This window comes from Vibrio tarriae (genome assembly GCF_002216685.1).
GTDB lineage: Bacteria > Pseudomonadota > Gammaproteobacteria > Enterobacterales > Vibrionaceae > Vibrio > Vibrio tarriae.
The window spans coordinates 2,893,561-2,916,525 of record NZ_CP022353.1 but is presented as its reverse complement, the minus strand read 5'-3'; the positions used below and the strand labels follow the sequence as shown (position 1 = coordinate 2,916,525).

At 48.6% G+C, this 22,965-nt stretch carries 22 protein-coding genes; 10 read left to right on the top strand and 12 right to left on the bottom strand.

Going from position 1 to position 22,965, the window contains the following annotated elements:
• Positions 1–395: 395 nt before the first annotated feature.
• Positions 396–824, bottom strand: coding sequence for a GNAT family N-acetyltransferase (locus CEQ48_RS19255; protein ID WP_198301309.1), 429 nt, complete (start codon positions 822–824; stop codon positions 396–398).
• Between the two features lie 106 nt (positions 825–930).
• Positions 931–1,974, bottom strand: coding sequence for a porphobilinogen synthase (hemB, locus tag CEQ48_RS19250; RefSeq protein WP_089072294.1), 1,044 nt, complete (start codon positions 1,972–1,974; stop codon positions 931–933).
• Positions 1,975–2,150: 176 nt separating this feature from the next.
• Here hemB and CEQ48_RS19245 point away from each other — a divergent pair, with 176 nt between their 5' ends.
• From CEQ48_RS19245 to glpG, 3 genes are all read left to right on the top strand, one after another.
• Entirely contained in the window at positions 2,151–2,918 is a 768-nt protein-coding gene (locus tag CEQ48_RS19245; RefSeq protein ID WP_089072293.1) for a TatD family hydrolase, read from the top strand.
• A 763-nt stretch (positions 2,919–3,681) separates the two neighbouring features.
• Entirely contained in the window at positions 3,682–4,002 is a 321-nt protein-coding gene (gene glpE, locus CEQ48_RS19235; RefSeq protein WP_089072291.1) for a thiosulfate sulfurtransferase GlpE, read from the top strand.
• A 6-nt stretch (positions 4,003–4,008) separates the two neighbouring features.
• The gene (gene glpG / locus CEQ48_RS19230; RefSeq protein ID WP_089072290.1) at positions 4,009–4,842 is read left to right on the top strand and encodes a rhomboid family intramembrane serine protease GlpG; all 834 of its coding nucleotides are present in this window, start codon (positions 4,009–4,011) and stop codon (positions 4,840–4,842) included.
• A gap of 77 nt (positions 4,843–4,919) precedes the next feature.
• Here the strand turns inward: glpG and CEQ48_RS19225 are convergent, their stop codons facing one another.
• Positions 4,920–5,330 (bottom strand): flagellar basal body-associated protein FliL, encoded by a 411-nt coding sequence (locus tag CEQ48_RS19225; protein WP_055032076.1) that lies wholly within the window; start codon positions 5,328–5,330, stop codon positions 4,920–4,922.
• A gap of 203 nt (positions 5,331–5,533) precedes the next feature.
• Here CEQ48_RS19225 and CEQ48_RS19215 point away from each other — a divergent pair, with 203 nt between their 5' ends.
• A complete protein-coding gene (locus tag CEQ48_RS19215; RefSeq protein ID WP_055032075.1) occupies positions 5,534–6,073 on the top strand; it encodes a chorismate lyase in 540 nt (179 codons plus the stop codon).
• Positions 6,074–6,928: a 4-hydroxybenzoate octaprenyltransferase gene (ubiA, locus tag CEQ48_RS19210; RefSeq protein ID WP_089072288.1), complete on the top strand. Its 855-nt coding sequence runs from the start codon at positions 6,074–6,076 to the stop codon at positions 6,926–6,928. It abuts the gene before it with no gap.
• Between the two features lie 76 nt (positions 6,929–7,004).
• On the opposite strand, the gene plsB is transcribed toward ubiA, so the two are convergent.
• The gene (gene plsB, locus CEQ48_RS19205; protein ID WP_089072287.1) at positions 7,005–9,431 is read right to left on the bottom strand and encodes a glycerol-3-phosphate 1-O-acyltransferase PlsB; all 2,427 of its coding nucleotides are present in this window, start codon (positions 9,429–9,431) and stop codon (positions 7,005–7,007) included.
• A gap of 319 nt (positions 9,432–9,750) precedes the next feature.
• Here plsB and lexA point away from each other — a divergent pair, with 319 nt between their 5' ends.
• The 3 genes from lexA (at position 9,751) to dinF (ending at position 12,712) form a co-directional block, all read left to right on the top strand.
• A complete protein-coding gene (lexA, locus tag CEQ48_RS19195) occupies positions 9,751–10,380 on the top strand; it encodes a transcriptional repressor LexA (protein ID WP_000803693.1) in 630 nt (209 codons plus the stop codon).
• Between the two features lie 84 nt (positions 10,381–10,464).
• A complete protein-coding gene (locus tag CEQ48_RS19190) occupies positions 10,465–11,277 on the top strand; it encodes a class I SAM-dependent methyltransferase (RefSeq protein ID WP_001216392.1) in 813 nt (270 codons plus the stop codon).
• Between the two features lie 79 nt (positions 11,278–11,356).
• Positions 11,357–12,712, top strand: coding sequence for an MATE family efflux transporter DinF (dinF, locus tag CEQ48_RS19185; RefSeq protein ID WP_089072285.1), 1,356 nt, complete (start codon positions 11,357–11,359; stop codon positions 12,710–12,712).
• 105 nt (positions 12,713–12,817) lie between these two features.
• Here dinF and CEQ48_RS19180 read toward each other — a convergent pair whose 3' ends face one another.
• The 8 genes from CEQ48_RS19180 to rmuC form a co-directional block, all read right to left on the bottom strand.
• The gene (locus CEQ48_RS19180) at positions 12,818–13,819 is read right to left on the bottom strand and encodes a cytochrome-c peroxidase (RefSeq protein ID WP_000869717.1); all 1,002 of its coding nucleotides are present in this window, start codon (positions 13,817–13,819) and stop codon (positions 12,818–12,820) included.
• A gap of 311 nt (positions 13,820–14,130) precedes the next feature.
• Positions 14,131–14,883: a twin-arginine translocase subunit TatC gene (tatC, locus tag CEQ48_RS19175; protein ID WP_000099888.1), complete on the bottom strand. Its 753-nt coding sequence runs from the start codon at positions 14,881–14,883 to the stop codon at positions 14,131–14,133.
• 89 nt (positions 14,884–14,972) lie between these two features.
• The gene (tatB, locus tag CEQ48_RS19170; protein WP_001963422.1) at positions 14,973–15,374 is read right to left on the bottom strand and encodes a Sec-independent protein translocase protein TatB; all 402 of its coding nucleotides are present in this window, start codon (positions 15,372–15,374) and stop codon (positions 14,973–14,975) included.
• A gap of 3 nt (positions 15,375–15,377) precedes the next feature.
• A complete protein-coding gene (gene tatA / locus CEQ48_RS19165; protein WP_042989710.1) occupies positions 15,378–15,626 on the bottom strand; it encodes a Sec-independent protein translocase subunit TatA in 249 nt (82 codons plus the stop codon).
• 59 nt (positions 15,627–15,685) lie between these two features.
• On the bottom strand, positions 15,686–17,320 hold the full coding sequence (gene ubiB / locus CEQ48_RS19160; RefSeq protein WP_000801146.1) for a ubiquinone biosynthesis regulatory protein kinase UbiB: 1,635 nt from the start codon (positions 17,318–17,320) through the stop codon (positions 15,686–15,688).
• Positions 17,317–17,922 carry a ubiquinone biosynthesis accessory factor UbiJ gene (locus CEQ48_RS19155; protein ID WP_198301308.1) on the bottom strand — a complete coding sequence of 202 codons (606 nt, stop codon included), beginning with the start codon at positions 17,920–17,922 and terminating at the stop codon, positions 17,317–17,319. The genes ubiB and CEQ48_RS19155 overlap by 4 nt, the downstream gene beginning before the upstream one ends.
• Positions 17,923–17,948: 26 nt before the next feature.
• Positions 17,949–18,731: a bifunctional demethylmenaquinone methyltransferase/2-methoxy-6-polyprenyl-1,4-benzoquinol methylase UbiE gene (ubiE, locus tag CEQ48_RS19150; protein ID WP_000132703.1), complete on the bottom strand. Its 783-nt coding sequence runs from the start codon at positions 18,729–18,731 to the stop codon at positions 17,949–17,951.
• A 44-nt stretch (positions 18,732–18,775) separates the two neighbouring features.
• A complete protein-coding gene (gene rmuC, locus CEQ48_RS19145) occupies positions 18,776–20,308 on the bottom strand; it encodes a DNA recombination protein RmuC (RefSeq protein ID WP_089072283.1) in 1,533 nt (510 codons plus the stop codon).
• A gap of 121 nt (positions 20,309–20,429) precedes the next feature.
• Here rmuC and CEQ48_RS19140 point away from each other — a divergent pair, with 121 nt between their 5' ends.
• Together CEQ48_RS19140 and CEQ48_RS19135 are read left to right on the top strand one after the other, a co-directional pair.
• The gene (locus tag CEQ48_RS19140) at positions 20,430–21,344 is read left to right on the top strand and encodes a DMT family transporter (RefSeq protein WP_089072282.1); all 915 of its coding nucleotides are present in this window, start codon (positions 20,430–20,432) and stop codon (positions 21,342–21,344) included.
• Between the two features lie 63 nt (positions 21,345–21,407).
• A complete protein-coding gene (locus tag CEQ48_RS19135) occupies positions 21,408–22,946 on the top strand; it encodes a methyl-accepting chemotaxis protein (protein ID WP_089072281.1) in 1,539 nt (512 codons plus the stop codon).
• The last annotated feature ends 19 nt before the right edge of the window (positions 22,947–22,965 follow it).

The window sequence follows — 22,965 nt, the reverse complement described above, 5'->3', positions numbered from 1 at the left end:
GCTTACGTGATGGATTGGCCAGTGGATGAGTGCAGTGAAACTTCATACTTGTCCACTCATTGCTGGGATAATATTAAGCTTCAGTGGATAACTTCATGGGCGAGAGTCATAAAAAGAAAAAGCGACACCCGAAGATGTCGCCTAGCAAACGAGGTCAAAGCCAATTTTTTGATTCGCTTTACCAAAAAGCTAAAAATTACACTGGAAGCAATGTGAGCAATGTCGTGTCAAAAAGAACCTGCTTAAGTTCGGCCGTTTCGCTACCACACATCGATGACTCGATAAAGGGTGACTTAACGTCCTGGTGAACCTTCACTTGTTCCCTAAGACGTGGTTAATAATAATAGTTCTCATTTAATAGTCAACACCCAAATGAGAAAAAATCTCATTTATTTTTAGATCACTTTAACAAAGTGGATTCGGCTCGCGACGATGGATTCTTTTTTCTCATAATCTTCAATGAGATAACCATTTTTTATCAACAGCCGTAACATGGCGGGAAACTGATTACGCGATTTCACTTTGATACGTTGATACCCCTGCTCTAACGCCCATTTTTCTTGAACGTCAAGTAAGCGCTGCGCGACACCATGCCCTCGTGCGGCAGGAGTCACACCGCCAAACCAGCTGTAGAACGTTTTATTATCGAGCTCGTAACCCATTTTAAAACCTAGCAATTCGCTCTCATTTTCTGCAACGAGCACTAAGCAAGTCTTATCGTTCAGCCGAGCTTGTAAGCTCTGTTCCGTCTCTTTCTGTGCAAACTCATGAATTTTTTCAACGATTTGTACAATTTCACTCAGGGAACCTTCACGAATTAGCATCATTTTTCCTCAAACAATCACCACCGCGAAAAGCAGTGGCTTAGGGATGTTAAAAAGGCTGACTTACGTCAGCCTTGATCTTTGCTTTATTAGCGCGGTGTATTCTTTATTTTTTAGGTAAGAATTGCGCAGCTTTTGCGCTATCTTCCGCCAACCACTCAGCCACCTCTTTCGCAAAGTAAGTCAAAATGCCATCTGCACCTGCCCGTTTGAAGCAGAGTAAAGATTCGAATACCGTTTCCCGCTCTTTCAACCAACCATTCATGATTGCCGCTTTGTGCATCGCATACTCACCGGAAACTTGGTAAGCGAAGGTCGGTACCTGCAATTCAGTTTTGACTCGACGCACCACATCCAGATAGGGCATGCCGGGTTTCACCATTACCATATCCGCACCTTCATTGATGTCCATCGCGACTTCATGCAAAGCTTCATCGGAATTGGCGGGATCCATTTGGTAGTTTTTCTTGTTGCCACCTTTTAAATTCGCAGATGACCCGACCGCATCACGAAATGGCCCATAGTAATTCGAGGCATATTTAGCGGAATAAGCCATGATTTGAGTATGAATGAACCCCGCCTCTTCCAATGCTTGACGAATACGCCCAATGCGGCCATCCATCATATCGGAAGGAGCTACCACATCCGCACCAGCTTGAGCATGCGACAGTGCTTGTTTCACTAGCACTTCAGTGGTTTCATCATTCAACACATAACCTTGCTCATCGATGATGCCGTCTTGTCCATGAGTTGTGAATGGATCTAACGCCACATCAGTGATCACGCCCATTTGCGGCACATGCTCTTTCAGCGCACGCACTGCGCGTTGAACTAAGCCTTCAGGGTTGTAAGCTTCGGCAGCACATAGGCTTTTTGCATCCTGATTGACCACAGGAAACAGAGCAATCGCAGGCACACCGAGGTTAGCGAGGTACTGTGCTTCTTCCAGCATTAAATCGATGGATAAACGTTCTACGCCAGGCATGGAATCGACTTTTTCACGGCGATCTTTGCCCATCAAAATAAACATCGGGTAGATCAGATCGTTCACCGACAACTGGTTTTCGGCCACAAGGCGACGGCTGAAATCATGTTTACGCAGGCGGCGTAAACGACGCCCAGGAAATTGACCTTGAATGGATACCGACACTCTATTCTCCTTCTTATGTGGTCAGTGCCTGAAAAATCAGGTGCTGAGGGAAGTGCTGGGCAAAATCATATCACTCTCGGCTCGGCATGCTAGCGGCAAAGCAGGAAAAAGCCAAAAATGACCTCGTGCTCACACTCACGTATACTCGCCACAAAACCGAATGTTGAGATGATCCGATGATTGATACCCATGCCCACGTTTATGCCAGTGAATTTGACCATGACCGCGATGAGGTGATCGCTCGCGCTAGAAAAGTCGGTATTGAAAAAATCTTGATGCCTAATATTGACCTCAATTCCATTGCGCCCATGTTGGCAACAGAAGAAGCCTACCCAGATCTTTGCCATTCGATGATGGGGCTCCACCCTTGCTATGTGGATGCCAATGTAAAACAGACTTTAGCGACCATTTATGAGTGGTTTTCTCGCCACACTTTTATTGCCGTGGGCGAAATCGGTATCGACCTATATTGGGATAAGACTTTTAAAGCCGAACAAGAAATGGCGTTTTTAACCCAACTCAACTGGGCAAAAGAGCTGGATTTGCCCGTGGTCATTCACACCCGAGATTCGCTCAACGAGACATTAGCATTACTCAAGCAAGCGCAAGATGGTCGCTTACGCGGTGTTTTTCACTGCTTTGGCGGCAGTGTTGATGAGGCAAAAGCGATCAATGATCTTGGTTTTCATCTCGGTATTGGTGGAGTCAGTACTTTTAAAAATAGCGGCATGGATCAAGTGATCCCGCAGCTCGATCTCAACTACGTGATTTTAGAAACCGACTGTCCTTATTTAGCCCCCGTTCCCCACCGTGGAAAACGTAATGAACCTATGTTTACCCATCTCATCAGTGAGAAAGTTGCACAGCTTCGTTCACTCCCTCTCGGTGAGGTTATCAAAATCACCAGCAACAACTCTAAGTTGTTGTTTGAATTAAATAAATGACAATATTATCAATTTAATTTCATATCATTTTATTGAACCAAGATCACTTTCATTTACTATGCAGCAAATGTAATATTCGTAGCAATTTTCCATAATTAACTTATATATTATGCTCAATTGTACTCACACGAATCATTTGCAACGTAAACGGCGCACACTTTGGCAAAAGCTGATTGGTATTAAAGAAGTCTACATCTGCAGAGAATGCGGACATATCATCAAGATCAAGTAGTGGCAGCTTTGCTGCGAGAGCATAGTGTCCCTGTTAACCTCTTTTTTGCACTAAGCTCATCGTCACTCAAGCTTCGATAAGTGAGCGAATGACTTGCCTACGCAGGTCATTCTTAGTTTCTGCCTTTCCCCCCTTCCAGTGACTTCTCACGAAACAGACTTAACTCAAACGTTCAATTGCGCTGCAGTGATCCGATTTTAGATCGCACTCGGGATCTCGTTGCGCAAATCAGTCTGTGGATAACTCTGTGACAAATTTCTTTATTCACTGTCATCAAACCGCCTATTTCAAGGCTTTATTACGATTCATCGATTGGGGATACTTTAAAAATTACCCACAGCAAAATCAGGATCATCGCTACATATTGTGGATCGAAAATCACAAAACCACTTTATCAACGCAATTCACAGGATTACCCACAGGTGCTGCCATTTTAATCACAAGTGGATAACCCTACTCTTGCCCAGTACTTGTCTAAACTTGAATAGGTTACAATTAGCCCGATTCGGCATGCCAAATGAGAGCAAACCTATGGACCATTTTTTACACATCGACGTTAATGCAGCACAAGCCATGATGGAGCAGAAACAGGCTCATTTAGTCGATATTCGCGACCCACAATCTTTTCAACTCGCTCATGCTAAAAACGCTTACCACCTGACAAACCAATCCATGGTGCCATTCATGGAACAAGCTGAGTTTGATCGGCCGGTTTTAGTCATGTGTTATCACGGCATCAGTAGCCAAGGGGCGGCCCAATATCTGGTTAACCAAGGTTTTGAAGAGGTGTATAGTGTGGATGGCGGTTTTGACGCCTGGCAACGCGCCAATCTTCCCATCGAAGCGAGTTAACCACTGATGCATTTACTGACCACTTTAAATAATCCGCGAGCGGCACAAGCGTTTATCGATTACATGGCCGCCCATCACATTGAAATTCAGATGATGCCGGATGCAAGTGGTCAGTTCACTCTTTGGGTAATCCAAGATCAACACAACGAAACCGCACAAGCTGAACTCGCGCTGTTTTTAGAGAACCCTTATGCGGAAAAATACCAAGCCGCCTCATGGGAAGTCGCTGATCAAAAGCGCCCCCAATTTCATTACGCATCGCCCAATTTACTCAGTCTGATTAAAGCCAAAGCTGGAGTGTTTACGCTGTTTATTATGGCGCTGTGTATCATCATCTTTACTCTGCAAACGTTTGGTGCGGGAGATGCAATGTTTAATGCATTACATTTTCCCGCTCTTGCTGGCCAGCAATGGCAAATTTGGCGCTGGGTTAGTCATGCTTTACTGCACTTTTCCGTCATGCATATTGCCTTTAACTTACTCTGGTGGTGGCAATTTGGGGGCGATCTTGAACAGCGCCTTGGCAGTGTCAGACTGATTAAGCTGTTTGTGGTGTCCGCGATTATCTCTGGTGCCGGTCAATACTGGGTTGAAGGCGCGAATTTTGGAGGCCTATCCGGTGTTGTCTATGCTTTGGCTGGGTATCTGTGGATTCTTGGTCAGCGCGCCCCCCAACTGGGTTTATCCATTCCAAGATCCTTGATGGGCTTTATGCTGATCTGGTTAGTGTTAGGTTATGTGCAGCCGTTTATGGCGATTGCCAATACCGCTCATTTAGCTGGCTTAATCAGCGGGGTCGTACTGGCATGGCTCGACAGCCAACGCGACCAGCAAGCGTAATTCCCGCCCTTCGCACCAGAGTAAAAAAGCGGCTTCAGCCGCTTTTTTACTCTTTAATCGATGAAGAAAGAACCAAACTATTGGTAGATATACTTGGTAAACAGTAAATCGGCGATCACTGTGCGGCCTACCTCAGGCAACAAGATATTATTGAGACGATTCACTAACGATTTACGTAGATCCTCACGCCCAGCTAGGGATTTGATGGTATCTTCGGTTTGTTTGCCCAGTAGCTCAACCACCGCATCGCGGATCAAAGGCTGATGCTGCTCGACAATTGGCAAATCCGCCGCGTTGGCGACCATAATATCAATACGCACTTGGATATAACCCAACTGGTTACCTTTGGTAAAAAAATTGGTGGTGAGATCGGGCTCTAAAGTGAAATAGGCCAGTTGAGGCACTGCCGGTGGATCTTCGGCATTGCTAGCAAAGGAAAGCATTAAGCTCAAAGCGAGCATTATTTGGACGACGTAACGTTTTAGCATATTTCTGTCTGCTCTTTATTCTGTTCGCAATACTCGAACCGCCGGAGTCTTGTTACAATAGAGCATCCATTTGGTAAATAAAATGCTTTCCGCGTTCGAACTCTTTGGTTTGGAATCAAAATCTGAGCTTTATTGTATACCCAAACTCGGTGGTATTGCAGGTAGCTAGGGTAATCGGGTAAAGCGTCAAATTGAATAATAGTATGAATCAATTAACTTCGCTCTATTTAGCCGCACTGAATCGCGTCACTTGGCAACAGCCTGATGACATTGAATTTCCAGACCCTTTAGCTCAGCAATGGCTACTCGAACAAGGCTCTCTTTCGCGCCTAATGGCGACGCAGTGTGAGCATCTGACCGTAGACTTATTAAGTAACCAAATCATGCCAGCGGACACCCTGAGCTATGATGAGACTCAGTTGCTCGCCTCTGAAGAGTATCTTCTGCGCCAAGTGATTATTTGTGGCGACCAACAACCTTGGGTATTCGGCCATACCTTGATCCCGCGCTCATCGATGCACAATCAGCAGTTTGATTTCACCCAACAGGGGAAAATTCCACTAGGTCTCACCGTATTTAGTGCGGATAATGTTAAGCGAGATGCACTGCAAGTTGGCTGGGTAGAGACAGAATTCGGACGACTATTAGCCCGTCGCTCTCGCTTATGGATGAACAACAAACCCATGTTAGTGACGGAGCTGTTTCTCGCCACATCCCCGATTTACTCTAAGGAGAGAGTGTAAATGACCGCTGTTAAAGCGCGCGCTTACTGGCAACTGATGCGCATGGATCGCCCGATTGGCTCCCTACTCTTACTTTGGCCTACTCTGTGGGCGCTGCTTTTAGCGGCACAAGGCTTGCCGGATCTTCGCGTCTTAGTGGTGTTTGTATTAGGCGTATTTTTAATGCGCTCGGCTGGGTGTGTGATCAACGATTACGCCGACCGCCATGTCGATGGCCATGTGAAGCGCACGAGCCAACGTCCATTGCCCGCAGGGTTAGTTTCGGCCAAAGAAGCCTTACTGTTATTTGTTCTTCTTGCTGTCAGCTCGTTCTTACTCGTGTTGACCATGAATACCCTAACTATCCAGCTCTCTGTTATCGGTATTCTGTTAGCCTTTGTTTACCCGTTTATGAAGCGCTTCACTCACCTGCCTCAACTGGTGCTTGGCCTCGCGTTCAGTTGGTCGATTCCTATGGCTTGGGCTGCTCAAGCAGATACGCTGCCTCCACAAGTCTGGGTGCTGTTTTTGATTAATGCGTTGTGGACGATTGCTTACGACACTCAATACGCCATGGTCGACCGAGATGATGATGTGAAGATTGGTATCAAATCGACTGCGATCTTATTTGGGCGCTGGGATAAACGCATTATTGGTTTGCTGCAACTGGCGACACTGGGCTTACTGGTTGCTTTAGGCCAAGGTTTAGCGCTTGGCACAAGCTACTACTGGGGTCTGCTGGTCGCCGCAGGGTTATTCGCTTATCAACAGCACCTGATCCGTTATCGTGAGCGCATGCCTTGTTTTCAGGCGTTTCTGAATAACAACTATGTCGGTATGGCAATCACCGCAGGCATCCTGCTCAGCGTCTGGTGATCCCAGCTTTAAGGGAAAAGAAAAGGCATCCGCAGGATGCCTTTTTCATTCAGTTCGATTGGCTAGAGCACTGTCGTTACGCGTCAACCTGACACAAGCTTTCTTGAATCGTCATGCGCACTTCTGGGTAGATCAGCGCATAAAGCTGGCGAGAGAGCGGCTTCGCCGTTTCTAATACGCAGCGACCCTGCTCATCGAGATATCCCTGCTCTTGCAACGTCACGAACAGCGAAGCAAATACCCCTTTGTCAAAGAACTCAGGCGCATTAATGCCATGCAAACGACCGAGGCGCTGCGCCACTTCCTGACTCTTCTCTTCCAGCTCGGCTTTACCCAAATGTGGGCAACTCACAAGCAGGTTCAGCGCAATCGCATAACGCTGCAGCGTTTCGGAGATAATGCGCCCCAGCAGCATCAGCACTTGAGTTTGCGCTTGATTCAAGGTGACCGTTTTACCTTCCACCGTAACCAAACCTTGGCGTGCTAGCTCCGCCACATAACGCAGTACCAGATCGTTGAGTTCTTCTGCCTCAAAACGCAAAAACAGCTCTTGTTTCAGGAAAGGATAGATTTGTGCAACGGTCGCTTGCACCTTTTCCAGCGATACGCTTTGCTGACGAATCAACAACTGAGCGATCAGCGATGGCAGAGCCAACAAGTGGATAATGTTGTTGCGATAATAAGTCATCAGGATCGATTGGTTACGATCCAGCGAAATAATGTCGCCCATGGTATCGGTTTCCACCACAAACTTATCCAACGACTCTGCATGTTCAACCAGCTTCTCTGCACTCTCACTCGGCAGCGTTGAAGTGGCTGAATACGGCACATTGCGCAGCAGTGATAAGTAACAATCCACCTGCTTAATCAGGTTGTCACGCGCCAAGGCACGCTGACGCGAAGCAAGCAGCGCCGTCGCACACAAGGTCATCGCATTCACCGCAGCCGCATCGTTGATGTGCGTCATCATACGGGTCGCGAGTTTATTCACCGTTGGAGTCATCCATTGCGGCTTGCTCTCGCCCATCGGGTCAATATCTTGCGTCCATTGCGGTACGGTTTCATTCAAAAACTGGTTGAGTGGGATCGGCTCACCGAAGTTCACGTAACCTTGACCAAAATTGCGCAGCTTACGCAGCGTGCGCAGCACTAAACCGGCATTCTCTTTCTCTTTACGTTTGCCGCGTAACTCTTTGGCGTAAGTACCCACTTCCATCACATGCTCATAGCCGATGTAGACTGGGACCAAAGTCACTGGACGATTCAAACCACGCAACATAGCTTGAATGGTCATCGCCAACATGCCGGTTTTGGCAGGTAATAGACGACCAGTACGCGAGCGGCCACCTTCGCTGAAGTATTCCACCGAATAGCCTTTCGCAAACAGCTCAGCAAGATATTCACGGAAAATCGTTGAATAAAGTGGCGCGCCTTTAAAGCTGCGACGAATGAAGAACGCGCCGCCGCGGCGGAAAATCGGCCCAGCAGGGAAAAAGTTCAGGTTAATCCCAGCAGCAATATGCGGCGGCACCATGCCTTCATGATAAAGCACATAAGAAAGCAGTAAGTAATCCATATGGCTACGGTGACAAGGCACGTAGACAATTTCATGACCATCTTGTGCCAAGCGACGCACGGTCGCCGCGTTATTGATGTTTAACCCTTGATAGATGCGGTTCCACAACCAACCTAAAATGCGATCGCCTTTTTTCACGAGCGAATAGGAAAAATCCGCCGCGATCTCATCCAGAATGTCGTGCGCTTCTTTGCGCGCTTTCTCAAGCGGGATCTGTTTGGATTTCGCTTCGTCCGCAATCGCTTTTTCAATCGCAGGAGAATTCATCAAGCGGGCAAACAGTTGTGCTCGCTGCGGCAAATTGGGGCCAGATGCCGCCAGTTTTTGCCGAGAGAAGTGAATGCGTGCTACACGAGCCAATTTGTGCGCGATCGAGGCATCGGTGCCGTGGGTGTCCGCCATGTAACGCATCGAAACGACAGGGCTAAAACGCACCAAGCAGTCACGGCCAGAAGCCAAGACGGCCAGCGCTTTCTCCGGACCATTCAACGCTTGCAAATAGGGTCTTTCTTGCCCTTCTTTGCCCGGTTTACGTCCCCACAAAACCGTTGCTGGAATCACCTGCACATCCAACTCACTGTCGAGCTTATGCTCGGTCAGCAGCTCAGAAAACAACGCAATAGAATCACTCGGCACATGTTGATCACTACTCAGCAGCGTTGGGCGCGAAGCAATAAACACATAGCGCTGGAAAGCTTTGCCATTCAGCATCAAAGGCTCTAAAGGGTCAGGCAGCCCAGCTTCTTTGGCATGTGTTTGCAACGTCAGCAAGTCGACGTTGGAGCGAAACGGTAAGGCGTAAATCACCGGTTTATGAGTATCGATATCCAGATCTTGGATCGGATTAGATGGAATCGCCGTCCCTTTCACCAGCACCGACATCGGTAACTTCAGTAGTGAACGGGATAATAGGTGTCCTGAAGACATAGAGTTCAAAGCCTCAAGATTCTTGAAATAAGCGCGACAGTACGTCTGCTTTCACGGCCAGCGTGAGAGTTCACCATCGTGCGGTATCGTTTTTTGCGCGCCAAGAATACCAGAAACTGGTCAAACCTTTTAATTTAATTGCTTACATGCGCAGCATTTCCGAGTGAAATGGGAGGCAGCCACACCGTCTTTGAAGCGATTATGGAGAACGCAACCCAGTGGCTAACTTCACAATCACACAAAAAACAAGCAATTGGCTTTGCAATTCTCATTGCACTGGATATACTCACAGTCAACTGTATAAAAAGACAGGTGACTCATGAAGCCGTTAACCCCTCGCCAACAAGAAGTGTTTGATCTGATCAAAAGCAAGATCGATGAAACCGGAATGCCCCCAACCCGCGCCGAAATTGCTAAAGAGCTGGGTTTTCGTTCGGCCAATGCGGCTGAAGAACACCTCAAAGCGCTGGCTCGTAAACAAGTGATTGAAATGGTGCCCGGAGCCTCACGCGGGATCCGCATCCTCGTCGATAACGCCGCAAACGAAGAAGAAGCCGAAACTGGCTTGCCTTTGATTGGCCGCGTTGCCGCGGGTGAACCGATTCTTGCTCAAGAGCATGTCGAAGCACACTACCAAGTCGATCCAAGCATGTTCCGCCCGCAAGCCGATTTTCTGCTGCGTGTGCATGGCGAGAGTATGAAGAACATCGGTATCCTCGATGGTGACTTACTTGCTGTGCACAAAACGCAAGATGTACGCAACGGCCAAGTCGTGGTGGCGCGCGTAGAAGATGACGTCACGGTGAAACGCCTTGAGCGCAAAGGTTCCAAAGTTTTCCTGCATGCGGAAAATGAAGAGTTTGCGCCAATCGAAGTCGATTTAGCCGCGCAATCGCTCACCATTGAAGGCATTGCAGTCGGCGTCATTCGCAACAGCACTTGGATGTAAGGATTGTTGAGATAAATTCTCAACAACTTGCCTTCTTATTTGAGATTCATTATCATCTTCCTATCCCAGCATAGGAAGATGAGCATGCGCCACTCAGATTCACCCACCTCAGACCCATACCAAGTTCCTGCGAATTTGGTTCAGCCACTTTGGCTGCGCAGCCGAGAAAGCTTGGTCGATAATGGCTTGGTGTATGATCCGATTGCCGCCAATGCTTGTCGTCGTTGCGCTTTAGCGCAAGACTGCCTGACGGGCGATATCGCTCAAAAGCAGTTACTGCATGTCACGCTAACTCAGCTTTGTGACCAACAAGTTCGCCACTTTCTTGATACTCATCCTGATGGCTGGATCATTAATGTCGGTGCAGGCCTCGACACCCGCTTTTATCGAGTAGATAACGGCCGCTGCCACTGGATTGAGTGGGATATTACTGAAAACCTTTTATGGCGTGAGAAGCTATTTCACCGCAGTGAGCGTTATCAACTGGTGTGTGGTGATGTGATGCAACCACAAGGACTTGCCGAACTGCCGATCCCCGAATTCGCTCCTGTGCTGTTGGTCTGTGAACATGCCTTGCTCGATTGCGATGCTCAGCAAGTGGCGCGTTTCGTGCGCTCTATCGGATTGCATTTTGCCAAAGCCAGCGCCTGCCTTGTGGTGGCGGGAGATAAAACCTCCAGCTATCTAGGCCAAAAACTGGGCTGTGAAGCTTATGCCCACGGGTTTACCTGCGCAGGTGATGCCATCATCAATTGCTTGCCGTGGGCGAAATCAGTACGCACTTTCTCACCACTGGATCGCCATTGTGATCGCTGGAAATTTTGGCAACGCGCGATTGCACGCTCCGGCATTTACAAAACACGCTTAACTCCTGTTGTTGTTAACCTAGATTGGTAACCCGCCATCTCGGTCATGTCATAGCCCAACTATCCCCACTCAGTTACACTAACCGCAAGTCATTACTGAGGTTTTCTGTGTGTCACTGATTTTGCAAACGTTGAAACAACCGAATGTGCATCGCCAAGTGCTGGCGATCGCGCTGCCTATGGTGCTGTCTAACATTACCGTTCCACTGCTCGGCTTGGTCGATGCCGCGGTGATCGGTCATCTCGCACACGCTTGGTATTTAGGCGGCGTGGCACTCGGCAGCACTATGATTAGCGTAACATTCTGGCTGCTCGGCTTTTTACGTATGTCGACCACAGGCTTAACCGCCCAAGCGCACGGTGCGCAAAATTCACAGCAGCTTGCTCGAGTTTTACTGCAAGGCAGCGTCATTGCATTGGGTTTAGCCACACTGTTTTTACTGTTTCATCGCCCTGTCGCCGAACTGATTTTTCACTTCAGCGATGCCAGCAGCGAAGTCAAAACCTACGCTGAAACGTATTTCTACCTTCGTGCTTGGAGTGCTCCAGCCGCACTCCTTAACTTTGTGCTATTGGGCTGGTTACTCGGTACGCAAAATGCCCGCGCCCCGATGTGGATGGTGATCATTACCAACCTGACCAATATTGTGCTCGATCTACTGTTGGTACTCGGGCTTGGGCTGAAAGTCGAAGGAGCCGCCATTGCGTCGGTTATCGCCGATTATGCTGGTCTCTTGTTTGGTCTCCTGTGTGTGGTGCGTTACTGGCGGCAGCATCAGCTCCCAGCCCCTTTCTCTTTTATCCCCTCTCTCAGCAAAGAGCTTTCCCGTTTAGTGGCGCTCAATCGTGACATCTTCCTCCGCTCACTCTGTCTGCAAGCCGTATTTAGCTTTATGACCTTTCAAGGCGCGGCGTTGGGAGATGACATCGTCGCTGCTAATGCGGTGCTGATGAGCTTTTTGATGATGATTTCCTACGGTATGGATGGATTTGCCTACGCGATGGAAGCCATGGTCGGTAAAGCAATTGGTGCCAAGGATGATCGCCAACTGCGTACTGCCATGATTAGCAGTACCTTTTGGGCTACCATGATCTGTTTGCTGTTAAGCCTGATCTTCTTAGGTTTTGGATCGGATCTGATCCAGATGATCACTAACATTCCGAGCGTTCAAGCAACGGCGGAACATTATCTGCCTTGGCTCGTCGCCATGCCATTAATCGCCGTGTGGTGTTTTCTATTGGATGGTGTGTTTATCGGCGCGACCAAAGGCAAAGAGATGCGAAATAGCATGGCTATTTCGGCCGTCGCCTTCTTTGCCATTTACGGGTTCATGACCCACTACGGTAATCACGCTCTGTGGCTAGCCATGCTCAGCTTTATGGCACTGCGTGGTTTTACCTTAGGGGCTACCTTTTATACTCAATGGCGCGCGGGGACTTTTTTACCGGCTCGCTTTTCCATTTAAACCACCTCCGATCGTTTAAGTAGCAGCTGTTTAGATATCGCCATCCCGAAACATAGCAAAGCCCGCTGGCAGGTAAAACACCGAGCCAGCAGGCGCTTACCTCAACTAATCAAAAGGCTGAGGCTTAGGTGTATTGTCGTTGGATGGCGGTAAAATGGGTAAAGCAAAGCTTGGTTGCTCTCCTGTTAAGGTATGCAAGAAAGCCACTATCTTACCGTTTTCATCATCGGTAAATTTACGCCCTAGCTGTAAACGCCCCATGATATCCACAGCGTCTTTAAGCGTGGCCGCTTCTCCGTCATGGAAGTAGGGATACGTTAACGCCACATTGCGCAGTGTCGGGACTTTAAATTTAAAGCGATCGGCGTCAGCGCCAGTTACCGCACTGAGTCCTTCGACTTTATTGTTGGTTTGATACGGTTCAATCAAACCCATTTTTTGGAACGAATTGCCACCTAACGCACTGCCGTTATGACAAGCCACACAGCCCGAGTTTTTAAACAATTCATAGCCTGCCAGCTCTTGAGCCGTTATCGCGCTATCATCCCCCATTAACCATTGGTCAAAACGTGAGTATGGGGTCACTAAGGTCTTTTCAAACTCCGCAATCGCTTCGGTCACTTGATCGATATCGAGGGTTGGCTTACCAAACACTAGGCGAAACTCACTCACGTAAGCTGGGATTGATTGCAACACATCAATGGCTAACGTATGCGTAAAAGCCATTTCACCCGGATTGGCAATCGGCCCACCTGCCTGTTCTTTCAGATCGGCCGCTCGACCATCCCAAAATTGGGCGATATTCAAACTGGAATTGAGCACAGTCGGTGAGTTGATTGGACCTTGTTGCCAGTTATGACCGATGGACGTTTTTAAGTTGTCACTGCCGCCCATGCTCAAGTTATGGCATGAGTTACACGAGATAAACCCTGACTTGGATAAGCGCGGATCAAAGTACAGTTTTTTACCCAACTCGGCTTTTCCAATGTGGATTTCCTGCGCAGGTAAAATGGGGGAAACAGGTTCGCTTCTTGGCGATGCCGCAAAAGCATACCCAGCGAAGGAGAGGGATATCGCTAAGCTCAGCGAGGTAAGAACGACTTTCATAATGGCTTCCTTGTTTTATGTTATTGGTTTTATTGTGGCTTTACGTTGCTGACATGTGTTACGGCTCCTGATGTGCAACTGAATCTATGCTCTAAGCGTTTACGAATCGCTTTAAATTAGAGCCTGCTTATATGAATAGTAGAAATTCGCCGCGGTGCGAACACTAACCAAGATAGATTTGCTTTAAATCAAAGATGGCGATGACAACATCATCAAAAAGCGAAATCGGTCAAACTTTGTGCTGTTCCAAAAACAAAGGGCACCGATAAGGTGCCCTTCTTGACTTTACGCAGCGCTCAAAGCACAGCTCTTTATTCTTCTTCCTCTTGTCCTTCATCGGCTTCATCACGGGTATAAAAACGAGCGAAGAACAAGCCGACTTCAAACAACAAGCACATAGGAATCGCGAGTAGCGTTTGCGAAATCATATCCGGTGGGGTTAGCAGCATGCCGACCACAAATGCCCCAACAATAATGTAAGGACGCTTTTCCGACAGGCTTTTAGGCGTGGTTGCACCCGTCCAGCACAGCAGAATAATCGCAACCGGCACTTCAAACGCGATACCAAAGGCTAGAAACAGCGCCAGTACAAAATCGAGATAACTCGCGATATCGGTCGCGAACTCCACACCACCCAGTGAAATGGCGGTGAAAAATCCAAACACCAGCGGAAACACCACAAAATAGGCAAACGCGACACCGCAATAAAACAGCAGCGAGCTAGAGACCAGCAGTGGGAAGATTAAACGCCGTTCGTGCTTATATAAACCGGGAGCCACAAACGCCCACACCTGATACAAAATGAAAGGCACCGCGAGAAACACAGCGGCAATCAACGTCAGCTTGAGGGGGGTGAAAAAGGGTGAAGCCACATCGGTCGCAATCATGGTTGCGCCCGCGGGAAGTCGCTCGACTAGGGGTTTTGAGACAAACTCGTAAATTTCATTCGAGAAATAGATCAAGCCAATAAATATCACCACCACAGCCGCCACCGCTTTGAGTAGGCGATTACGCAGTTCCAGCAAATGGCTGATCAAAGGTTGGGTCTGTTCAACGGAAGACATGCAAACCTCATGTAACAGATCAAAAAAGAGTTATCACATCAGTACTAAAACCTAGGATAACTCTTAATAAAGAGAGCTTAAAAAAGCGCTTATTCGGCCTTTTTTTCCGCGGGTTGCGGCGCACTATCGAGGCGAACATCGGGCTCTGTAGCCGAACTGGGGTTGCTACTGGTAGAGCTAGCTTCACTGCTCGGCGTTGCGGCGTAAGGACGCTGCACTTCCTGCGCGGCTTGCTTGAGTGATTCCACCGATTTTTGCAGTTCAGGAGATAAATTTTGCATCCCCATCTGCTCGGCTTTGCGCAGGTTTTCTTGCAACTCCTGCACTTTCAGCTCATGCGCTAACTCATCCTTCACGCTATTGGCCATGCTTTTCGCTGCAGAGACAAACTTTGCCACGCTGCGAATCGCATGGGGTAATCGCTCAGGGCCAAGCACCACCAGCGCCACAATAGCGATCAATACCAGTTCCCAAAAACCGATATCAAACACGACTTATGCCTGCTCTTTGTCTTTTTTCACTTCAGCAGACGCATTGGTTTTGGCCTGCTCAAGATTTTTGGTTTCGAAGTCAGCATCTTTTTGATTTGCTGCGCTGTTTGGCTCTTCTTCCGACATGGCTTTCTTAAAGCCTTTGACCGCGCTGCCCAAGTCACTGCCAATACCGCGCAGTTTCTTAGTGCCAAACAGCAATACCACGATCACTGCAATGATAAGAAGTTGCCAAATACTGATACCACCCATCTCTTTTACCTCGGGTTATGTGTGAACAAATCTTCGAACTTATCGACGCGACAAGGCGCTTACTGGCGATAAGCTCGCCAACTCAATAGCCAACATAACACGCCAATGGTCGCGCTACCGATCGCTAAAGGTTCTAATTGGTTGGAGATCCATATCGCCGAGCATACGACTAATGTGGCTCCAACACCAAACAAAAACTTTCCCGTCCCTTGTTGGCGTTTGGATTGGCGATAACCTTGATAAAGATTATCTAAACGCTGATTCAAGTTACGACCTTGCTTTAAGCTGTCATACAACAATTCTGGCAGCTCAGGCATTTTTTCAAACCATAAGGGCGCACGCTCTTTCAATGCATGCAAGAAAGCTTGTGGCCCCACTTGGTTAGCCATCCACTTTTCTAAAAACGGTTTGGCGGTTTGCCATAAATCGAGTTGTGGGTAGAGCTGACGCCCCAAGCCTTCGACATACAGCAGTGTTTTTTGCAGCAAAACTAACTGCGGCTGCACTTCCATATTGAAGCGTCGCGCGGTGTTAAACAGATTCAGTAACACGTGACCAAATGAAATCTCACACAGCGGTTTGGCGAAAATCGGCTCACACACCATGCGGATCGCCACTTCAAACTCATCGACATTGGTATCCAGTGGTACCCAACCGGAATCGACGTGCAGTTGCGCTACACGGCGATAGTCACGATTGAAGAAGGCGAGGAAGTTTTCGGCCAGATAGCGCTTATCTTCGCTATTCAGTGTCCCGACTATGCCGCAGTCCAAACCAATCCATTGCGGGTTTTCAGGATGGTTAGGATTGACGAACACATTACCCGGATGCATATCCGCATGGAAGAAACTGTCGCGAAACACTTGGGTGAAAAAAACACTCACGCCACGTTCAGCCAGTAACTTCATATTGGTGCCGTTGGCATGAAGTCCTGCCAAGTCAGAAACTTGGATGCCGTATATTCGCTCAGAAACCATGACAGTTTCATTACAGAAATCAGTTAACACCTCAGGGACATACAACTCTTCGCTGTTTTCGAAGTTGCGGCGCAGCTGAATCGCATTGGCCGCTTCACGGCGCAAGTCCAACTCATCGAGCAAGGTTTTCTCGTATTCGCGTACCACTTCCACCGGTTTTAAGCGGCGTGCTTCCGGCAGCGCTTTAGCCACAATGCGTGCCACGCGATACATCAGCTTAATGTCAGCATCAATCTGCGGACGAATATCCGGACGAATCACTTTCAGCACCACATCGCGACCATTACTCTTGAGCTTGGCGGTGTGTACTTGGGCAATCGAAGCGGAAGCTAACGGTTTGATATCGAAATCATCGAACCAAGTTTCCAGCGGTGCGCCGAGTTCTTTTTCAATCAATTGCTTGGCTTGTAGGCCATCAAACGGCGCAACTTTATCTTGCAACATGGCCAAAGGATCGGCGATGTGCGGCGGAAATAGGTCACGGCGAGTCGACATCATCTGCCCAAACTTGATCCACACCGGGCCAAGTTCTTGCAGTGCCAAACGTAAACGATCACCTAACGCTTTATCGGCGTGTTGATTGCGCAGCCAAAAAAGAGATTTACGCGCCAGTAGCGGCGCTCGGGTCAGATGATGCTCTGGCAACAGCTCATCTAAGCCATATTCGAGTTGAACTTTAACTATCCGGTATAAACGTTTCAGCTCTGCAGGTTTCATGCTTTTTCCAGTAACTGGTTCAAACGCGCTTCTAAACGCGCAGCGTGACTTTTCACCTCATCCACTTGATCGCAAAAATAGGCAATTTCCAACGGTGGCGGCGCAATCCGCCACTCTTCAGTGAGCACCTGTGCCAAGTGGTTTTGATGCTTATGCGCTTGCTGTTTTAGCGCGCCGGCGATGCTTTTCACACCATGCACGACACTGTGTGCCACCACATCACCCGTGATGCGCGATAACCACTCTTCCACATCCGGTTTGCAATCGGTCATCAGCTCGGAAAACTTCTGCGCCAGTTGGATATCGCCTTCCAGCTCTAGCTTATCTTGCTTGATCAACTGGGTAATATTGGCTTGCTCACGCAACTGAGGAAGAATCGAGAGGTTTAATGCCAGATAGCAATCCGGCTGGCCTTCAAAGCCGGTCATCACATCGATGCGCTGACTGAACACAAAGGTCAGGGATTGATTTAACTCTCGCAGATGCAGCGAAATCACTTTGCCTTTCAGGCGCAGCAGTTTGCGGCCTAACGCCGGATCATCATTGATGAGCGTGTTGAGCGTGGTTTCAATCACTGCGGTCAGCAAAGGAGACAGTGGCATGGTTGCAAGCAATGACATAGCAGCCCTTAAAATTTGTAACCACGATGCAGCGCCACAATGCCGCCGGTCAGGTTGTAATAGGTGGTTTGTTCAAAACCCGCCTCTTCCATCATGCCTTTTAGAGTCTCTTGGTCCGGATGCATGCGGATCGACTCAGCGAGATAGCGATAGCTGTCTGCATCATTGGCGATCAGCTGCCCCATCTTAGGCAAAATATGGAACGAGTAAGTGTCATAAAGCTTAGACAGCGGCTCAAGGATCGGCTTAGAAAACTCCAGCACCAACAGGCGGCCGCCGGGTTTCAATACACGGAACATCGAACGCAGCGCTTTATCTTTGTCGGTCACGTTACGCAGACAGAAACTGATGGTAATGCAGTCAAAATAGTTGTCTGGGAAAGGCAGTTCTTCGGCGTTGGCTTGCACGTAATGCACATTGCCTACCACGCCGCTGTCGCGCAGTTTATCGCGGCCAACATTGAGCATAGAGTTATTGATATCGGCCAAAATGACATGACCTTTCTCGCCCACAATACGCGAGAATTTCGCGGTTAAATCACCTGTACCGCCGCCCAAATCGAGAATGCGTTGTCCCGGACGTGCGCCTGAACAATCGATGGTAAAGCGCTTCCATAAACGGTGGATACCGCCCGACATCAGGTCATTCATGATGTCGTATTTGGCCGCAACCGAGTGAAACACTTGCGCGACTTTATGTACTTTTTCATCTTTACGTACGGTTTCAAACCCGAAGTGGGTCGTTTCCTGATTGTCTGTTGCAGAGTTTGCTAGCACGTTGGTGTCCGTCATTATTTTTCCTCTTTGGCCGTCATGACTGCGGCGACTGCGGGCGATTAGTTTACTTTATCCTCAATCGGATGTCTTTCTACTAAAGGGGCATTTTCCTGATCCGGCGCTTGTTGTGCGCGTTCAATCAATGGCTGAGGGATAGAACGTTTGATTTCTACCCCAAGCTGTTTGAAGCTTTCCGCCTGACGAATGGCGTTACCACGCCCAGTCACCAGCTTATTCATCGCCCCTTGGTAGCTCTGATTGGCTTTATCCAGCGCGCCGCCTAGCCCTTCCATATCTTCTACGAACAAACGCAGCTTATCGTACAACTTGCTAGCACGTTCGGCGATCAGCTGCGCATTTTGATTCTGCCGCTCGTTGCGCCATAAGTTATCTATGGTGCGCAGCGCCACCAGCAAAGTGGTGGCGCTCACCAAAATAATGTTCTGCTCCATCGCGTCTTTGACCAAGCTTGGGTCGGCTTGAATCGCGACTTGAAACGCGGGTTCAACCGGAATAAACATCAGCACGTAATCGAGGCTCTGAATGCCTTTGAGTTGATGGTAATCTTTCTGCCCTAGCCCACGAATATGGTTACGCAGCGCAAGTAAGTGCTCACGTAATGCGCTATCTCGCTCACTATCGGTTTCCGCATGGAAGTAACGCTCATACGCGACCAAAGCCATTTTCGAGTCGATCACTACCTGTTTGTTTTGCGGCAAATGGACAATCACATCTGGCTGATAACGCTTACCCGCTTCGTTTTGTAAGCTGACTTGAGTTTGGTATTCATGCCCTTCGCGCAGCCCAGATTCCGCCAGCACACGCGCCAACACCACTTCTCCCCAGTTGCCTTGCTGTTTGTTATCCCCTTTCAGTGCTTGGGTCAGGTTGACCGCTTCTTTGGCCATCTGCTCATTAAGGCGCTGCAAGTTACGCAGTTCATGTACTAAGGTGTGACGCTCTTTGGCTTCGTGGTTAAAGCTATCATTGACCTGCTTTTTAAAACCTTCGAGCTGCTCTTTAAGTGGTGTGAGCAAACCTTCCAAACTCTGGCGGTTTTGCACATCGACCGTGGCGGTTTTGTGCTCAAACACTTGATTGGCTAAATGCTCAAATTGCTGTTTCAGACGCTCTTCGGCTCGTTCAAGCAGCTGCAATTTTTCTTGGCTCGCCACCAACTGCTGCTGATGACGCGCTTCTTGCTCACGCAATTGGCTTTCTAACTCGGCTTTCGCGGCGCGCACTTGGTTTAGCTCATCGGCATACTGCTGGCGCTCTTGTTTCACCGCCTCAAAGTAACGCAGCTTTTCCAGCACTGCCATTAACTTGCCGTGTGATTGCTTGAGTTCAAATTCGTTTTTGTCACGTAACGCATCCAGCTCATCCAACTCTTGTTGCGCGGTGGTGAGCTGCTCATTAAGTTGCTGAATTTGCTGCGCATGCCAGTGGCTCTGCTGCTCAAGTTGTTGCTCAAGCAATTGGGTTTTCAGTTGGTAGCGCTGCTTGACCCACCAGCCAATCGCCACCCCAGTGGCGCCTGCGCTCACTAACGCCGACCACAATGCGCTTTGATTTTCAAAAATCCATTGCATGTTGAACACTTACTGTGATTTATCTCGATCAAAATGGTATTTCGGCACTGGATAAATGTCCAGTTTGTTGCGCGTTTATTCTCCCCTAGACTAGCGAAAACAAGGATAAGAGAGTTTCAGGATGAATGAAAAACGCGCGTTAGGTTTGGGCTTGGCTTCGGTGCTGTTGTGGTCAACGGTCGCGACTGCCTTTAAATTAACGCTGGCTGAGTTAAACCCGCTGCAAATGGTGACCATGGCGAGCATTGTCTCTGCACTCGCGTTACTGGTGATTTGCGCCGCAATGGGCAAGCTTAAGCTGATCGTCCCCACTTTACTGGCAAATCCGTTTTACTACTTGTTGCTTGGGCTGATTAACCCACTCGCCTATTACCTGATTTTGTTTAAAGCCTATTCGCTGCTGCCCGCGTCACAAGCACAAGCCATCAACTACAGTTGGGCGATCACCCTCACATTGATGGCGGCGCTGTTTCTCGGCCAACGCATTCGTAAACAAGATTGGATCGCTTGTGTCATGAGTTACCTTGGTGTGGTGGTGATTGCCACAAAAGGCGATCTGCTCGGTTTGCAATTTGAAAGCCCACTCGGGGTTGGGCTCGCACTACTGTCGACTCTGCTGTGGGCAGGATATTGGATTCTCAATACCAAAAATAAAGCTGACCCGATCGTTGGGGTGTTACTCGGCTTTCTGCTCGCCATCCCGTTTGCACTGGCGCTGTGTTGGTACGAAAACCTCAATTGGCAGGGCATCACCACCCAAGGTTGGTTAGCGGTTACTTACGTGGGACTGTTTGAAATGGGCATCACGTTTGTACTTTGGCTCAGCGCGCTGAAAAATACCCAGAACACCGCACGCATCAGTAACCTGATTTTTGCTTCGCCTTTTATTTCGTTGTTTCTGCTCGCGACCATCATTGGTGAAGCGATCCACCCAACCACCTTGATCGGTTTAGTGCTGATTATTGCCGGTTTGATCGTGCAGCAATGGAAAGGTAAAGCCAACGGTGCATCTGCCACACAAACCGAATCACTGTAAAACCTGCAGAACAATCAAAATTGATTACACTTTAAGCACAAGGCTAGTGTTTAGGAGGTGATGATGAATCGCCGTAATCAATCCGTGATCAACGAAGAAGTGACGTTTCCCAACGATGTCGAACTGGTCTCCACCACCGACACTCGTGGGATTATCACCTACGCCAATGAAGCATTCTGTCAGGTAGCGGGGTATACCGCTGAAGAGCTACAGCATAAAAATCACAACATTATTCGTCATCCTGATATGCCCAAGGCAGCCTTTCAAGATTTGTGGGATCACCTGAAACTCAAACACGCTTGGCGCGGCGCGGTGAAAAACCGCTGTAAAGATGGACGTTACTATTGGGTTGATGCGTTTGTTACACCAATCTATGAAAAAGGTCAGCTGATTGGCTACCAATCTGTACGTCGTCAATTAGACCCCAAGGTGCGAGAGCGTGCCGAAAAAGCTTATCGCGCGATTCAACATGGCCAACGCATTACGCCAAGGCTGCAATTCTCGGCAACCCATAAGCTACTTATTTCATTACTGGTTACTGGGGCTCTCGCGCTGGCTTCCATTTTCTATTCCCCATACTGGTGTTTATTGCTTCCCGCGTTTTACTTTCTGCTTTTTTATGGTGAGGTGATTAACCTACCTCATTTTAATGATCGACTGCGCCAACAATACGATAGTGTGTCACGTTGGGTTTATTGCAATACGCCCAGCAACCAAGCGGAGTTTCATCTGTTAATGGATGAAGGGCGCAACCGCACGATTTTAGGTCGAGTGCTGGATGCCAGCCGTGCACTGCGCGATAAAGTGAAAGAGCTAGAACAGATCTCACACAGCTCAAGCCAAAGTGTCGAAGTGCAAAATGGAGAACTTGAAACCATCTCCACCGCGGTGGAAGAAATGGTCGCCACCATCGCCGAAGTCGCACGCAACAGCAGCCACTCCTCAGAGCAAGTGCACCAAGCGACTCAGCTTTGCCACCATGCTGCCAAACAAATCGATAATACCGAACAGCAAGTGGCTCATTTGGTAAAAGAGGTTGAGACTTCCTCAGCCAATACTGAAGTGATGGCTGAGAAAATTGCCGCTATTGGGCAAGTGATGAACGAAATTCTGGGCGTTGCCGACCAAACCAACCTGTTGGCGCTCAACGCCGCAATTGAGGCCGCTCGCGCGGGAGAACAAGGCAGAGGGTTTGCCGTGGTCGCCGATGAAGTGCGCGCCTTAAGCCAGCGCACTCACAAAGCGACAGAAGGGATCCAAGTCTCGATGCAAGAAATTCTGGATGCGCTGCAACAACTCAAAAACACGATGAACAGCGGCACACAACTCGCTAATGCCTGCATTCATACTACGCAGGAAACCCGTTCAGAAATCCAAGCCCTGAATCAGGCGATCAGCAGCATTGATGATGCAGCAACCCAAATCTCCACCGCCGCAGAACAGCAAAGTATTGTCGCCAAAGAGATCAATCAGAACCTGCTCAACATTAAAGATGCTTCGATTCGTACACTGCAAGACGCTCAATCCGTTGCGGATTTGGCATTGGATGTGAAAAGTAAAGCCGATGCCATGTCAGCGCTCGGCTTGTCATTTAAATCTTAGGATTTGTGATGAGACAATA